Consider the following 15,084-nt stretch of genomic DNA (forward strand, 5'->3'; position numbering starts at 1 on the left):
AACGTCAGGGCGCCGCAACCTGAAACAGATCGACGTCGCCGAGGTGCCCCATTTTATGCTCGAATTCTGGGCGACGTTCCCGAAGCGGGTGCTTGCTACCCATGATCGACCTGCTACCTCCTGCGCCCCGAGACTGATGGACTGCCGCCTACTCGAGGGCCATCGAAACCCGGGCGTGTCGACCGTCGACGGCATAGTGTCGAGTGGAGCGTGCAGCGATACGATCGCGACGCAACCACGTTAGAGGCTCGAAGGGCTCGTGTAATGGCACTAGAAGTTAATGGCCTGGTCGAGCGAATGCATCGCTACCAGCCATTTCACGCCGACAGCGCAGACCTCGTATACGAGAGGCAAGCCGACCATAACAACCCGACCTTCGAAGTAGTCACCCTCGGCTATCTGTTGGCTGCCGTCGAGCAGCCGTCTACCCACACGATCGTGCTTACTGGCGACGCCGGCCACGGAAAGACGAGCCTCTGCGCGCACCTCCTCGTGAGATTGGGCCTGAGCAATGACGAAGCGTCTCGTGCTGTCGAGACCGCCGGCAGGTCAGGTCACGAATCTGTGGGCCGCACAGCTAACGGTCGACCGATCTACATGCTCAAGGATCTCAGCGACTTCGCAGCGAAGGTCGGAGCCGAACGGTTGGTTGCCCTCCTTGACCCTCCCCAGGACGGCGTCGCAATCATCTGCGCCAACGAGGGGCAGCTACGGAATTGCGTCGCGGAGGATCAGTCGGGCCGCGCGCGGATCGTCGTCGACACGCTCGGGGCAGGGATTGCGCGAGGGGCGGTACAGAGCGAGGACGCCGCAGTCGTGGTGATCAACCTCAACTATCAGTCAGTTGCGCCTGACCGTGACAGCGACGGCTTGGTCGACTGGGCTGTCAAGAACTGGTCGGCCGACAAGAGATCATGGCAGGTCTGCAAGAGGTGCGATGCACAGGCAGTCTGCCCGATCTTCGCGAACCATCAGGCCCTCAGCGATACGACAAGCGGCCCACCCCGTCGTCGCGCCATTCGGGACCTCTTTAGCGCTGCCGAGCAGACCGGCGCCGTGATCACGACGAGACAGGCCCTCTCGGTGCTCGCCCACGGTATCACCGGCGGTCTCACATGCAAGGACGTCCATCGGCGATACGGAAACTCGCGTGCGGATACCTCATGGCAGTATCCCTTTCAATACCACCAGGCACTCTTTGGCGATCGGCTCTCCGTACAGCAGCGACAGCAGGTGCCCGCGATCGCCGCACTGAGGCGGCTCGACCCCGGCATGGTGTCACGTCGCCAGGTTGACGACGCGCTTGAGCCGGAGGCGGTTCTGGTCTCGTATCTTCCGCCGGTCCCGGGCGTCAATGGTCAGAGAATCCGTACCGCGCAGGACGCGCAGCGAGAGGCAAATGCACTCCGGGACCTTTATACGTTCCTGCGACGCGCGAACTTCTTCGACGCAGACCGCGTGGACAGGTTCGCCCGGCTGGGTCTGAGCGCCGGTGACGCGTTCGTAGCGATAAGGTCCAACACGCCCGACTCTGGCAAGACCGCAGTTCGCGACGTCATCCTCAAGGGCCTTGAGGCAGTGCAGGGCGTTCATCGAGTGGGTAACAACCCCGACTTCTTAGTACTCGACCCTGCCTTCTTCTCACACCGCACCCGAGCTGCTGTTGTCTCACGCAGAGTCACCAGCAAACCGGTGCAAGTCGTCGACCAGGTGACGCAGTGGATGAGCGAAGTCAGCTCCGGTGGCGCCGAACCAGTTCTCCATGAGGCTGTTGAGTGGATCAACCGGGCGATCTACGTTCGAATTCCTGGCCCGCACGGGAAGCGACCAGTCGCGGTAGAAGTCGACCTCCTGCGATTCGAACTGCTGAATCGTTGGGCGGCTGGCCTCCGGAGTGGTACGCAGCACGAGGCGGAGATCCGCGGCCTAACGAGCACGCTTTCCGCGCTCGCGGAGGCCGCGAGCGAACGGGAGGAGATTCAGGTGCTCGTTGGCGCGACAATGCGGAAGCTAATGATCGACGTCGGCGACCAGATTAGATCGGTGCGTGCATGATGGCGGACCGGTCGAAGGCCGAAGTCGTCCTCGACCTCTTCGGAGTCAACCTTGAACAGCAGGGGCGCGGCTTTTACGTGTCGCTCGAATTGTTGGCGATAGCCCGAGGTGTGTACGAGCTTGATGCATCCGCTCTACTTGATGCTGACGCCGCCGTCGTGTCCTATGTGCGAGCATCGCACGACCTCGCCCGGCGGATCGCTGTTGGCGCCGACATTGATCAGCAGACTCTCGCCCGCTCCGTCGATGACAGCGACACACTGGCGACGCTTCAGGCACTGACGTCGTCACTGCTCGTGGAGATTCCAGGTAGGCGCAAGTCACCAAACTGGTACAACGCGCATCTCTACCCATTCGTGGGCGAACTCATACACTACGACGCAGCAGAGCGACACGAGGCGGGCATGCCTCGCGGAACCAGAGCTCCGCATATCGAGCGATATGTTTTCCGGGATGGCGGCGAATGGGCGTATCGAGTGCTCCGCAAAGACCAGAACGGCCCGCGACGTGCCAGCACGCGTGAGGGCCTGATCGAACTGGTCAGGGACAGCGACACCCCGCTGGGGGAAATCGCTCACTCGCTCCGTGCGCACGACCACGCCAAGGAATCCGACCCGTATGAGGCCAGGACTGAGCATGAAATCGAGACCTACGAGCACCTCAGCCCGTGGCCGGAGCACCTGCGGCGTGGCATCAATTTCATCGTGTCGCGAGACGGCGTCCCCCGGGCAAAACGGATCGAAAGCCTGATGCACTGGGCGCCCTACTGCCTCGCACGACATCAGCTGCACCTCGCGAGGACTGCTCTCCGCCAGCCGTTAGAGGATGTCTACGTCGACTTCGGCCGGGAGGCGACGACTTTACGCCGCCTTTCGCAAGACTCGCTTGAGGCGTTTAGGAAGAACGTAGTGAACGCCATCATCGAGCGAGCGACACGCTTTCACGACAAGGCGATCAATGAAGGCGATGACGCACGGGCCAAGCGCTACGCGCGGCACATGAAGCCAAGCGCATCCGGTACCGGTTCACCCCGCTCGTTCTTTTCCGAGACGCTTGCGGCAGTTGGGGCTCTAAATGCGACAGCGGGCCGGCGTCACTTCACGATGAAGCCACCGATGCTTGAGGCCGTTGTCGCCGCGACTCTGGAGCCTGGGACCGAGGAGGAGTACTACAACTTCTGCACTCGGATTTACGACGAGTATCGGATCGTAGTGGACGAGCGCACGGCCGACGAGCACGACCTAACGTTCGACGTCGACGCCTCGGTTTTCCGACGTAACTCGGACGCCTTCCGAGCGTCGCTCGGCGCTACAGGTCTGCTAACTCAGTACTCAGACGCAACCAGCATCGTACGTGGAGAGCCAAGATGATCGACGGCGGGGAAGTCACGACCCTGGGGCGCGTTGTGGCGTTGGTTGCCTTAGACGTGGTAGGCACGCCCTCGGAAAACGCAAGCCCCGCGCTGCGCGTGACAGGGTTCGACAAGTCGATCGTTCAAGCAGCTCTGCGCGAGGTCGCCGCACAACTGAGCGAGGAGGACGACGACAAACTGATCGTCAAGGTTGGAACGGTGGGCCCGATTGACGGCGTGCCGACCAGATTTCTCCTTGAGGAGGCGGAGCAACTAACCACCTTCCGCAACGTTCCGCCAGGCAAGTCGGTCCTACTATTCGATTGGGGCGCCCCGCCTGACGGCCAAGGTCTCGCGACTATTCACCGCTTGGACGATGCCGCTCTCCTCGGGGGTCATAGTGAGAACGAAAGCACAGAGAGATTCGAGCTCTTCGTTCGTGAGGCATGGAACAAGGCAGGCGGGACAGGCGCACCGCCTTCGACGCTGATAACGTACCTCTCTCGGGTTTGGCGCTCTGTCTCGGAGGAGGAAGAGCGTTCCCTGCGACGATGGGCGCAATACCTCGTAGAGGCTGCGACAGCAGTTGCCAGCGCAAGGATTCACGCTCTCGACCTTGTTCGAGCGGCGATCTCGAACGCACTGCCGAGTCTCGGCTTGTTTCCCGATTCTGACCTGTTCGCTTCCGACAGCGCGGTTGAAGCGCGGATTAGGAAGAACGTCCGTGCAAGCGCGTTGAAACAGCCGAGCGGTTCACCAATTTCGGAAGACGATTTGCTTGCGCGAATTGATGCAGCGGAGTTAACATCCCATGCGCTCGACCGCGTTGGTCTCTCCGAGGCGGGCGCGAAAGCCCACATGCGGAACCTCGTGATGGAACGCAGCGAGCGCACGGAAGACGCCCGCCGCGCTCTCGATCTGGCGCTCTGGCTTGAGATCTTTGAGCGGCGGACGAGAAAGGTTGGGCTCGGGCGGCAGATCCGTGACGCGATCGAGGGGACTGCAACACCCGAGCGAGTCGACGAGTATGACTCCCTACTGGTTGAGGCTGGCCTCGATCGGAGTGATCAGGAGGACGCTGAGAGGTTCTTGTCGGCAGAACCACCAGTCGACACCGATCCACTAGCCGATCTGCTCCCGAAACGCTTGCGCCGTCGAGTCGAAAAAATCGCATTCCCCGACTCGCAGTTCGTCCTCGATCCCCTCCGGGCGCTCCTGCGGGAACTGACGTACTTCGATGAGGACGACGAAGGCACAGTGCTGATGCGGGTCGAAGGATCGACCGAGAGTGGCGAATGGACACGCTGGCTATTCGCGTTCCTCTACGGGCGGAGCCTGAAGCGGATTCAATCGGATGTTGGGCTCCGCCTCGGACTGGGGGTGGAGAAACAGCTCCTCTCATGCAATAAACCTGCCCTTCCACCCGACGATGAGCCTTTCGATGTCATTGAGGCCTGGGCCGCTATCCGGATCATCGTCGAGATTCCTGGCGGAACCCAGCGCCGATTCCGATGGGACCCTCTAAATATTCCGGGCCAGATCGCCGTGGCAGCGCTCATGAACGGGTACGAGACTGCACCCGGTGAATCACACGACGGTACGTTTGACGGTTTTCTGGAACAGTTCGGCGACCCGCGTGACTGGCAGAGAGGGCCGTTGTCGGCGCCTTCCGGAGATTTCGGCGCAGAACTGTTCGATCATCGACGGCAGTTCTACTTGAGTCTCACCGATGGCATAGATGCGGAACTCCTCAACGTTTATCTCGACGAGTGGGAGCAGTCGCTTCGCCGTGCGCGGGCTGAACTCATTCCCGCCAGCGCGCCACACGCCGACCTCGCCGACGTCGTGCTTAGCGACGTCGTTCGACTGGGTGGGCACCGGCTCGCAATGCTCGCAACACACCCCCTTAGACTGCGTTGGCTCGCGAGCCACTACGCGCAGATGACAAGTCTGATAGCCAAGGCGCTAACCGATCGACTGAGCCTGAACAAGGAGAACAGCGATCTCTTCTTCGACGCACTCGAGCGCGTATCGCCACATGGGACTCCGGCAGTCGTTGTCGGCCCGGATCAGACGGTCGCCATACCGATGCGCGAATCGGCCGGGCATGAGGAATACGCGCCGGTTCGCCAAGGTGGAAACGAGTCTCGTGAGTGGCTTGCCGCAGTCGATGAGACCGCGATCGACGAGATGGTTCGGGTGATCACGGACTACCTCAGCACCTACCCACACAAGCTCGATGGCCTCTCGGTCCTATTGCTCGACCGCAATGGCGATCCGGTACTTCCGGTTCGAGTGGCGAAGCGCGTGAGGGCGAGGAATCCTCGACTTCGGCTTGAGCTGACGGTTCTGGCTCCACAATCGACTCACCAAGACGTGATTCGGGCCTTCGACGCCGAGTTTGCGGACATAGAGGCCACCGATGGGCGCTTCCTTCCCGACGTTCAGCTCGTCCTCACGGAATGGGAGCCCGAACGCGCGGTCGACCTTACTGGGCTTAATGACTCGATCGACATCGCGCTGGCACCAGCGTTGTTCGGTACCCAGACGAGCATCATCGCAAGTACGCAGGATCCGGCGGCCTCGGTCGCCGGCCGATATGACCCATGGACCCACGCTGCAGCCCACAACCTCGCGGAGTCGAGTGAGAACGTCGTACGAGAACTCCTCCCGAGCTCGCCTGACGAGACCTTGGAGACGTGGTCGACGCTCTGCGTGCGTTACGACCGGCGCTCGCCGGTCGCGCGGGAGAAAGAGGCCAACACCGACTATTTCGAGATGCAGGTCCAGTTCGACCGGCACCAGGCACTGTTCCTCGCGCTTCACATGGTCGCTCATTGGGTTGTGACACTCGACTCGTTCGTCGGACGTGACCAGATCGATGCGCTCCCCGAGCGGCCGGATGTCATCCTCGTCAAACCTGGTGTCGGGAAGAACGAGGCCTACACGCTCATCGTTAGTTCGCAGACCGGCCGACGCTTGGTTGTGCAACGTCTACGTCGCCGTCTCGTGGATATCGGTGCCGTCGAAGCAGCAGAAGCCCATGAGATCGCTACGCGGTTCTACACCGTGGGTCGGAACGTCGTGCCAGGGGCAGTTCTTAGATCTCTGGGTATCGGCACGACGATCAACGAGATTGTCGGCCTTGTCGCGACACGGTTCGTAATTGCCCAGTTGGCGCCCGTCGATTCGACGGAGGCCGGGCTTATCGTCTGGTTGAGCTTCGACGAGCAACAGCGGTGGTTCGGCCGTGGGGCAAAGACGCGCGCCGACTTGGGCCGATTCATTTTGACCCTCAAGGAGGACGGTGGCGTCGGCCTCGATATTCTGGTCGCGGAGTCCAAGTTCAGGCAGACCTACGACCATGGGTCGGCGGAGGAGCAACTAAACCGCACGACGGACCTCTGCAAATCAGCGTTCGCTTCAGGAGATACGGCCACCGACGACCACCGGTTCTGGCTTGACGAGCTTGCATCGGCGATCGAGCAGACCAGCAGTGAGGTGCTGAGGGCTTCGGATCTCCCATCACGCACGGTGTTCGGGCCACCTCGCCCCGACCTCGAGATGCGCGTGATCGAAGAGCTGCGGGCCGGACGTGTCACGCTCAGATCCGTCAACGGCGTCGCGGTAGCGATTGCCGCAGCGCAAGACGAAGCTGCTCCCGCACCGCGCAGCCTGGGCGGCCACACGCTCGTTCGCCTCAATCGACCGGAACTACGTCAGTTCATCGACCGGCTCCGCGCGGAGCTTGATCCCGCAGCATCGGTATCCTCTGATTCTGTCGTTGCCGGCGCTTCGGGCGCCGTTAGATTCTCGGAGCACTCGGAGCGCGACGAGGCACATGATGCAGCGGCCGCAGCGCTACCGAACGACGCTGAATCTTCCGTCGATCAGGTGGAGCACGAAGGCGGACGCACGGCCGCACGGCGAACGTTACTCGATCACGTCGGTGGTCTGGGAGAGCATGAACTTCGTCGGAGATACAACAGGGTCCTTGATGTATTCGGCCGTCACAACGTGAATGTCGGACCTCCTGAGGCCGAGCCATGGCTGGAGGGGCCTGGGTTCTACGTGCTTCGCTTCGTACCCAAACCGGGTGTCACCGTCGATAAAGTCGTCAACCGGCGCGATGAGGTCTTCCTCGCTCTTGAACTCCCAGCCGACTATTCCATTCGCACACGCAGCGACCGAGGCGCGGTCATCTTCGAGGTCCCGAAGCTAGCGGATGAGAAGTATGGTGTGGCGAGCACTGCGCTCTGGGCGCTATGCCCGGTCGACCAAGACAACCTAACCGTGCCGATCGGCGCAGATATCTCTGGCAAGCCCGTCCCGATCGACTTCTCGTCTCCAGACTCGCCCCACCTGCTCGTTGCCGGGACTACCGGCTCGGGCAAATCGGTCGCTCTGGACACAATCCTCAAGGGGCTCACACGATACGACGCTCAGGCTGTTCGGCTACGGCTGGTCGATCCAAAGGGTACGGAGCTTGTCGACTTCGAGGACGATCCGCATCTTGACGGCGCAATTGGTATGGACGCTGCCGACGCAATCCAGATTCTTGAGGCTGCCGTGGTGGAAATGGAGGACCGCTATCGTGCGATGAAGGCTGTGAGAGCCCGCAAGCTGGTCGAGTACAACGGTCGGGTTGACAAGGCCGATCGGAAACCGTGGATTGTGATTGTGCTCGATGAGTATGCCGACCTGACCAGCGATCAAGATGACAAGCGCGCGATCGAGGGGCTGCTCAAGCGCCTGACGCAGAAAGCACGGGCCGCCGGCATACACGTGATCGCAGCGACACAACGCCCAAGTGCGGATGTCATCTCGACCACTATTCGGTCGAACTTTCCAGCTCAACTCGCGCTGCGTGTCAAGACTGCAACCGACAGCCGGATCATTCTCGACGAGACAGGCGCCGAGTCGCTTGCTGGGCAGGGAGATGCGTTCCTGCACACGACACAGGGGACTGTCCGCCTGCAGGTCGCTTTCGACGATCGCTAGCGTGACCAAGACTGACAATTAAGCATGAAGCGGTTACCTAATGGCGGAACAGGAGACTCCCTCGGACGCGGAGTTGGCCAGCCGACGCAGGGAACGAAAGATGCCTAACCTGGCCGAGTCTTGGGCGACCTCCGACGGCACCCGCCGCTCGATGCTCGCCAACAAGCGACGAGACACCTCGACCGAGCTCGCCGTACGCAGACTGCTGCACGGCCGCGGTCTTCGCTACCGCGTCGATTTCGCGCCGATCCCAGGCCTGCGGCGCCGACGAGCAGACGTCGTATTCACCCGCGCCCGCGTCGCCGTCTTCATCGACGGCTGCTTCTGGCACGGCTGCCCCGAGCACGGCACCCACCCAAATCAAAATGCCGACTACTGGGGCCCAAAACTCGCCGCCAACGTCGCCCGCGATGCCGACACAACCGCCCAGTACGAAGCCGCCGGCTGGACGGTGCTGCGGTTCTGGGAGCACGAGGGGTCAATCTCGATTGCTGCCCGCATCGCAGATGAGCTCGATCAATAGACGGGAACCGTAAATTGGGAAAGCTAGTCGCCCCCGAAGTCGAGGCCACGATCCGTTCGGACGTGTTCCGGTGGCTCGACGCACAGCTCGGTGCGGGTAAATGGGAGTTCAGCCGCGACGAGCTCTTGAGCTATGAGTTCGAAGGCAGACGCGTTCCCCTGATCGACCACGGTGGCCGCGGAATCAAGAATCCCGCCACCTTTCGATCGACCCTGTCCGTTATCGCCGGAGGGGAAGGTGGATATGACGACGAAGTCCTTGAAGGCGGGCTGATCCGGTACTCGTATCGTCGAGGCGACGGCGGCGACAATACGAAGCTCTCCAATGCCTTGCTAACGCAGGCACCGCTCGTCTATTTCCAGAAAGTCCGGCCGAGCTTCTACGTCGCCACCTATCCGGCCCGCGTGGTTCGCGACGTCCCCGAGGAACGCCACGTCATCATCGCTCCGGGCGACATTTTCGAGTTCTTCGACGACCCGCTCTCAATGCCGTACGACGCGCGGAAGTACGCCGAAAAACTCACGCGAATCCGTTTGCACCAGCCCCTGTTTCGGGCCCGCGTCCTCGACGCGTATAACGCGACCTGCGCGATTTGCAAGCTCAAGCACGCCGTGCTCCTCGATGCAGCGCACATCATCGGCGACGCCGAGGACGGCGGAGTCGCCGATGTCAGCAACGGTCTCGCGCTCTGCAAGATCCATCATGCGTCGTACGACCGAAACCTGCTCGGCATCACTCCCGACTACGAGGTGCGCATCGACCAAGGCCTCCTCGACGAGATCGACGGCCCGATGCTCCGGCATGGGCTGCAAGACATGCACGGCCGCAGGCTGGCCCTTCCTGATCACCGGGCGGACTGGCCGGATCCTGAGCGCCTCGCAATTCGCTACGACGTATTTGCGGCCTGACCGACGAACGAGGGCCGGCGACGCCGTGTTCCTTACGACGACAGCACGGGCGCGGTTGCCGCGACGCACGACGGTGCTTCGAATTTCGCGGTCATCGAGGAAACCGATTCGGCATTGGCCTGCTGATCGGTCCGTACAGCGGCACTGTGCCGCTGTCGTCGGGCCCTTCGGTGATCACGGTCAATGCCGATAGCGGCTGGACCCTGATAGGGGTAGCGCTCTCGGAGACGGTGCCCAATTGACGCCGCACCCGCACCGACGTCCACTATCGTCAGTGCGAGTTCACCATCGCAATCGCCTGCTCGTAGGCGCCGTTCACCTCGGAGAAGCGCAGCGGCTTGACGCGCTCGACGAGGATCTCGGTGGCATCCGGCTGGCTGGCCAGGAGCGACATGGTCTCGTTGATGTAGTCCTCGAGCGGGAGGAACGCCTCGCCCAGCGACTGGCCGGGCATCGGCTCGGTGCGAACGGCGGGCGGGACGAGCTCGACGACCTGCACCGAGGTTCCGGCGAGCTGCAGGCGGATGCTCTCGGTGAACTGGTGGATGAATGCCTTCGAGGCGTTGCAGCCGGCGTGATCCGAAGCGGGGTGTGGGCGAGTCCCGACGAGACCGTGATGATCGTGGCATCCGGCCGGGTCTGCAGGTGCTCGGTGAAGGCGGAGATCAGGCGCACGGGCCCGAGCACGTTGGTGGCGACGATGCGCTCGGCGGTTTCGAGGAAGTCGGCCGTCGTGACATCCTCGGGCACCATGATGCCGGCCATCGCGATGAGCACGTTCAGGTCGGGGTGGGCGGCGAGCACCGCATCGCGGGCGCTCAGCACCGAGGCGGGGTCGCTGATGTCGATCGTTATGGTGCCGAAGCCGTGCTCGGCAGCGAGGCGATCGAGCACTTCGGTGGGGGCACGAGGTCGCACGGCGCTTCGAGGACCACAAGATCCTGATCCACCCCGAGGTCGGCGAGATCGAGTTCGACGGCCAGGCGCTGATCACCGAAGACAAGTCCCAAGCCCTGCTGATCCTCACCGCCGCCTCGCGCACCGAAGCCGCAGACAAGCTCGCGCTGCTTCGCGTGCTCGGCCAAGAGCAGTTCACGTCGTAGCGGCTCGGAAGAATTCCGAGTTCGCACGAGACCACGCCGGGTCTCAGCAATCTGTCACAATGCGTCGGTGAGATCCATGAACTCGGCGCAGGATGCTGGCGCGAAGATCGGCCGCACATATCCCGACGTCTGGGTACCGGACGAAGTCTTGATGAAGGTGGTCCGCGCACAGATCGGGCCACAGATCAAGCTGCAGAAGAGCTCGGAAGACCGGAAAGCTGAGGAATGGGGAGCGACGTTTGCTGCAGTGACGACCTTGGCGATCATCGCCGGTGCTCTGGCGGTGCTCGCGCTGCTTCCAGAATCGGTGGTTCCTGTTTTCTGGTACCTCCGCGATTGGAGCCCCCTCCTTGGACTCGGTTCTGCCGCGTTGGTGCTGTTGAGTATCGCGGCGGGCTTCGCTCGCCGCCGAGCTGAGCGCACGGCACGAACGCGGCACGCGGCATCCGTTCGCGCTTTGCTGGAGGCCGCGTTCCATGGGGCCCAGAGAGCCCTCCAGAAACGCCGCCAGAAGCAAGGGATGCCGCTCGATCAACACAACCAGAGGGGCACGTTCGCACCCGACCCGATGCGTCTGGGCGTTACGCCCCGAGGCGCCGAGGAGCTTGTCGCTCAGTGGATGCGGCACCTTGGAGAAGCTAGCGCGTCGGTGACAGCCTTCACTGGCGATGGAGGTGTCGACGTCGTCGGTGCGAGATACATCGCTCAGGTTAAGCACTTCACAAGCAACGTCGGGGTGGCCCCCATTCGTGAGCTCGCCGGAGTGGCGGCAACCGATGGCCGAGGTCCGCTGTTCTTCACGAGCACTGGCTATGCACCGGGGGCAGTGGAGTTCGCGGACCGTGCTGGAGTCGCACTGTTCGTGTACAGCGCCGAACGTCGTGAGCTATTGGGAATGAACGGTCGAGCGAAAACTCTGATGATCCACGGACTCGGGTAGCTCGGCAGCGCATCGACTCACCACGCAGCTTCGATCGACATCACGACCTCGGTGCAGATCGTGCGTAACGCGCTCGGTACGGGATCGGAGGAGTCGGGGTAGCGCTGGCCGGCACTGTTGATGCGGAGTGGCTTGAGCCCGCCTTCGSGAGCCAGTGACCGATATGAATCGGGCAGCGTCGGGTCGACGTGAGCACCACCATCGAAATTCGCCGTGTTCAGCACGAACCAGGATCGGTCGAGATCCGTGTCAGCGTAGGTCAGCATGGGCCCACGCCACCACGTGGCGAAGTCGCACTCAGTGAAGGGCCTGGCTCGGATGTCTGCGAAACCCGATTGGTGCGGGTCATCAATCCATGGCGGATGCTCGAACCGGCCGCCTTCAAACCGCACCAAAGTTCGCCAGACCATTCGGTCTCGCATCCCGAGCTGAGTGAGCAGGCTCGTAGAGGCGGCAGTGTCGTGCACGAGGGACCTTATCGCGACGGCCATTCTCTTCGACTCGGAGAAGTGGCGATCGTCGTATCGCGCGGCGGATGCGCGGAGCCAATCCAAGTGCTCGACAAGTCGCTGGATAAGATCCGCCCTCGATCTCCGGCGCGGCGTGCCCAGGGACTTGCTTCTCTGCTCGTCCATGTCACAGCGCCGTGAGCGCCGCAGCGACGTTCTCCGTGCGGTCTACCGCCCCCGGAAGCGCTCGAAGGACTGCGAGCGACCCCGTGAGTCGTGAGCCTCCCACCCACGCGACGTCCCCGGCCTTCTCTCGCACGGATTGCATCGGCAGCTCGATTGCAGCCAGTACCTCGTAGGTCTCCGCATCGAAGACTACGAAGATCGCCGCGTCGAAATCCCAGGAGCGGAAGACCGAGAACTGCACCGGTTTGGTGCGTGACATCGAGGCGAGTACCCGCGACTTCACCTGTATCAGACGTCCGTCGAACGCCCGGATGTCCCAGCTCTTCTCGCTGTTGGGCGCGAGGGCGCCGTCGTACGTCTTCGCGGCCAGCGTTTCGGCAAGATCACCGGCCGGCGCACTCGACGTGCGGATCACGCCACGCTGCACGAGCTCGCGGAGAATCCCGGCGTAGGCCGAGAGGAGTGCTCCGACACTCAAGTCGCGGAAGTTGATGCTCTCCGGCGTACTGGTTGCTCCGCTCCCGTCAGTGCGGTCACCCATCATGTAACGTTCCTCTTCTCTTCTCGACCCCGCTAGTGGTTGAGCACCGCCCATGCGAGGAGGCTGTCGATCCGTCGGATGTCGGCCCCCTTGGTCAGTTTGACCTTGATGTGACCCGCCCGCGTCCAGAGCTCGACCTCGGCGTCGCGATCGAGCATCCCGCCGGCGTTCTCGGTCGACCACATGTTGATCGAGCTGTACGGGAGCGAGTAGATCTCGACCTTCTTACCCGTGATTCCCTGAGCGTCACGCACGATTAGGCGCTTCGTCGTAAACGTGGCGGAGTCACGGACGGTCTTGAACGAAGCCACTGCCTGCTCTCCCTCGACGAGCAACTGGTTCACGTCGGCCGGGAACGGGGATCTCGTTCTGCAGCGTCCATGCGAGCATCGGTGAGGCCTCTACCAAGGTGCGTTCCCTTCGATCGATCGCGCCGCCGTCGGGCGCATGATGTCGTCAGCATATGCGCGAGCGGGCTTGGCCAGTCGCGGACGGCCCGGTCGGCGTGGCATCCCTGAAGTCGGCCTCACCGTCAGCTGAGCGCCGACGCGCGCACGGCAGTGTCGGCGAGGTCAGCTGGGTGCCGCAACATGTGCCGAGTGCACGAGACTAGGCCGCCGAAGTCGATCGGCTTGCCGATTACGAGGCCTCGGAGGACGCCTTCCATGACGTCGCATCCGCTGCCTCGTCGCGCTGTCGCCCGCCGGCCCAACTCAGGCCACCCCACCTCGTGGAACGTTGCGATCGAAACGCGTCGATATCGCGCCTCGCCAGGTACAACGACTCGCTTGCGAGGGATGCGGCACGCCTCGCCATTGCGATCACTCGCTCTCGGTGATCCTGGTCCGTCACCGTGATCGTCGCCGTGGAGCTGCCGAGGGAGTGGCCGAGATCGATCCGGATGCGCTCGGACTCTGCCAGCCGTGTCAGGGCCTCGGCCCCGATCCAGCCCGGGTGGCCGGCGATGGCATCACGAGCGACATCGAGCTGCCGGTCTGCGTCCTTGATCGCATGGTGCACGTGGCTTACCAGCGGAATCAGATCTGTCGCGCGCTCGCGGGCTGCTGTGATGGCGGCATCCAACACCGCGCGCGCCTCGCGCAGTCGGCTCAGGTGGGCGAACGGGTCGGTGTTGACGCCGGCCGGCGGGAGGGCGGCGAGGGCTGCCTGCAGCTCGCCGATCGTATCCGCGATGCGGCGAGAGCGGGGCTCTTCGAGCGCGGCAGCGAGGTCCCGACGGGACTCCTCGACGAGCGCGGCCAGCGTGGACTCCGCTCGCAACGCCTCGACCTCGAAGGTCTCCACCGCATCGACGAGGGTCGCTGCTCGGCGCACCGATTCAACGGATGCCTCGAGCGCGACGCTCGCCTGTTCGCGATGACCGGCCGCGCGACGGCGCTCGGCCACGCCGAGGCTATGCTCGGCGAATCCGAGCAGCTGATCGGCCTCGGCAGCGTTGCCCACCACGCGCACGAGCGCCTCTCGCGAATAGCGGGTGGCGAGCCGTTCTACGGTCTCGCGGGCGTGCGGGATGCGAGCGCGCAGATGCTCGGTGTCGGCTCGCACGCCGGCGATGATCTCGGGTGCACGCCGCGCCCGCCGGATCCGGTCGGCGAGCGCGGAGGTCTGCTCATCGAGCAGGTCTTGCGCCCATTCGCACAGCTCCACAATGTGCGCGTAACGGGCTCGCACCTCGTCGGCGGTGCCGGGAATCGCATCGTGATTGAGCCGGTTCAATCGGAACGCGTCGCTCAGGTGTTTGCGCACTGCGACGAGCGCCTCGCTGAGTTGCGTGGTCGCGTCGGCCCCCAGCTCCGCCTCGGCGAAGCCGAGCTCTTCGGCGGTGACGCGGATGCGCTCGTCGGCGGCGACCAGCGCCCTTCCAGCCCGCATCGCCAAGTCGGCGTCGTGGACTTGGAGTTGTTGCGCACCGCGTCTGCGCATGACCCGGAAGCCGGCCATGCTCCATCCTAAGTTCGCCGCTCGGAGCGCGCTACGGAACGGAGAATCGATTCTCCACGTTCACG

11 protein-coding genes and 2 pseudogenes are annotated in these 15,084 nt (G+C 63.1%); 8 read left to right on the top strand and 5 right to left on the bottom strand.

What is annotated here, in order from left to right:
• Positions 1–297 precede the first annotated feature (297 nt).
• From ASG80_RS19455 to ASG80_RS19475, 5 genes are all read left to right on the top strand, one after another.
• Positions 298–2,055 carry a hypothetical protein gene (locus ASG80_RS19455; RefSeq protein ID WP_056733806.1) on the top strand — a complete coding sequence of 586 codons (1,758 nt, stop codon included), beginning with the start codon at positions 298–300 and terminating at the stop codon, positions 2,053–2,055.
• A complete protein-coding gene (locus ASG80_RS19460; RefSeq protein ID WP_056733808.1) occupies positions 2,052–3,425 on the top strand; it encodes a hypothetical protein in 1,374 nt (457 codons plus the stop codon). Before ASG80_RS19455 ends, ASG80_RS19460 begins: the two co-directional genes overlap by 4 nt.
• Positions 3,422–8,407 (top strand): FtsK/SpoIIIE domain-containing protein, encoded by a 4,986-nt coding sequence (locus ASG80_RS19465; RefSeq protein WP_082590711.1) that lies wholly within the window; start codon positions 3,422–3,424, stop codon positions 8,405–8,407. The genes ASG80_RS19460 and ASG80_RS19465 overlap by 4 nt, the downstream gene beginning before the upstream one ends.
• A 40-nt stretch (positions 8,408–8,447) precedes the next feature.
• Positions 8,448–8,930 carry a very short patch repair endonuclease gene (locus ASG80_RS19470; protein WP_369816284.1) on the top strand — a complete coding sequence of 161 codons (483 nt, stop codon included), beginning with the start codon at positions 8,448–8,450 and terminating at the stop codon, positions 8,928–8,930.
• 62 nt (positions 8,931–8,992) lie between these two features.
• On the top strand, positions 8,993–9,838 hold the full coding sequence (locus ASG80_RS19475; protein ID WP_056733813.1) for an HNH endonuclease: 846 nt from the start codon (positions 8,993–8,995) through the stop codon (positions 9,836–9,838).
• Between the two features lie 271 nt (positions 9,839–10,109).
• Here ASG80_RS19475 and ASG80_RS24625 read toward each other — a convergent pair whose 3' ends face one another.
• Both ASG80_RS24625 and ASG80_RS24630 read right to left on the bottom strand, forming a co-directional pair.
• Positions 10,110–10,337: a hypothetical protein gene (locus ASG80_RS24625; protein WP_056733815.1), complete on the bottom strand. Its 228-nt coding sequence runs from the start codon at positions 10,335–10,337 to the stop codon at positions 10,110–10,112.
• Between the two features lie 98 nt (positions 10,338–10,435).
• Positions 10,436–10,756 (bottom strand): annotated as a pseudogene (locus ASG80_RS24630) (SDR family NAD(P)-dependent oxidoreductase); the annotation flags it as partial.
• A gap of 26 nt (positions 10,757–10,782) precedes the next feature.
• Between ASG80_RS24630 and ASG80_RS23955 the strand changes: the two are divergent.
• The 3 genes from ASG80_RS23955 (at position 10,783) to ASG80_RS23765 (ending at position 12,531) form a co-directional block, all read left to right on the top strand.
• Positions 10,783–10,941, top strand: a complete 159-nt coding sequence (locus ASG80_RS23955; protein WP_235508417.1) for a hypothetical protein — start codon at positions 10,783–10,785, stop codon at positions 10,939–10,941.
• Positions 10,942–11,017: 76 nt separating this feature from the next.
• Positions 11,018–11,881, top strand: a complete 864-nt coding sequence (locus tag ASG80_RS19490) for a restriction endonuclease (protein ID WP_082590713.1) — start codon at positions 11,018–11,020, stop codon at positions 11,879–11,881.
• A 188-nt stretch (positions 11,882–12,069) separates the two neighbouring features.
• Entirely contained in the window at positions 12,070–12,531 is a 462-nt protein-coding gene (locus ASG80_RS23765; protein ID WP_156401967.1) for a hypothetical protein, read from the top strand.
• Here the strand turns inward: ASG80_RS23765 and ASG80_RS19500 are convergent.
• The 3 genes and pseudogenes from ASG80_RS19500 to ASG80_RS19510 all read right to left on the bottom strand — a co-directional run bounded on the left by ASG80_RS19500 (position 12,518) and on the right by ASG80_RS19510 (position 15,019).
• Complete coding sequence (locus tag ASG80_RS19500; RefSeq protein ID WP_200952631.1) at positions 12,518–13,060, bottom strand: hypothetical protein; 543 nt, start codon at positions 13,058–13,060, stop codon at positions 12,518–12,520. The two genes, ASG80_RS23765 and ASG80_RS19500, sit on opposite strands and share 14 nt — an antisense overlap.
• A gap of 29 nt (positions 13,061–13,089) precedes the next feature.
• A pseudogene (locus ASG80_RS19505) lies at positions 13,090–13,447 on the bottom strand (PH domain-containing protein).
• 249 nt (positions 13,448–13,696) lie between these two features.
• A complete protein-coding gene (locus ASG80_RS19510) occupies positions 13,697–15,019 on the bottom strand; it encodes a hypothetical protein (protein ID WP_235508411.1) in 1,323 nt (440 codons plus the stop codon).
• Positions 15,020–15,084: the final 65 nt, after the last annotated feature.

The organism is Agromyces sp. Soil535 (assembly GCF_001428255.1).
Taxonomy (GTDB): Bacteria; Actinomycetota; Actinomycetes; order Actinomycetales; family Microbacteriaceae; genus Agromyces.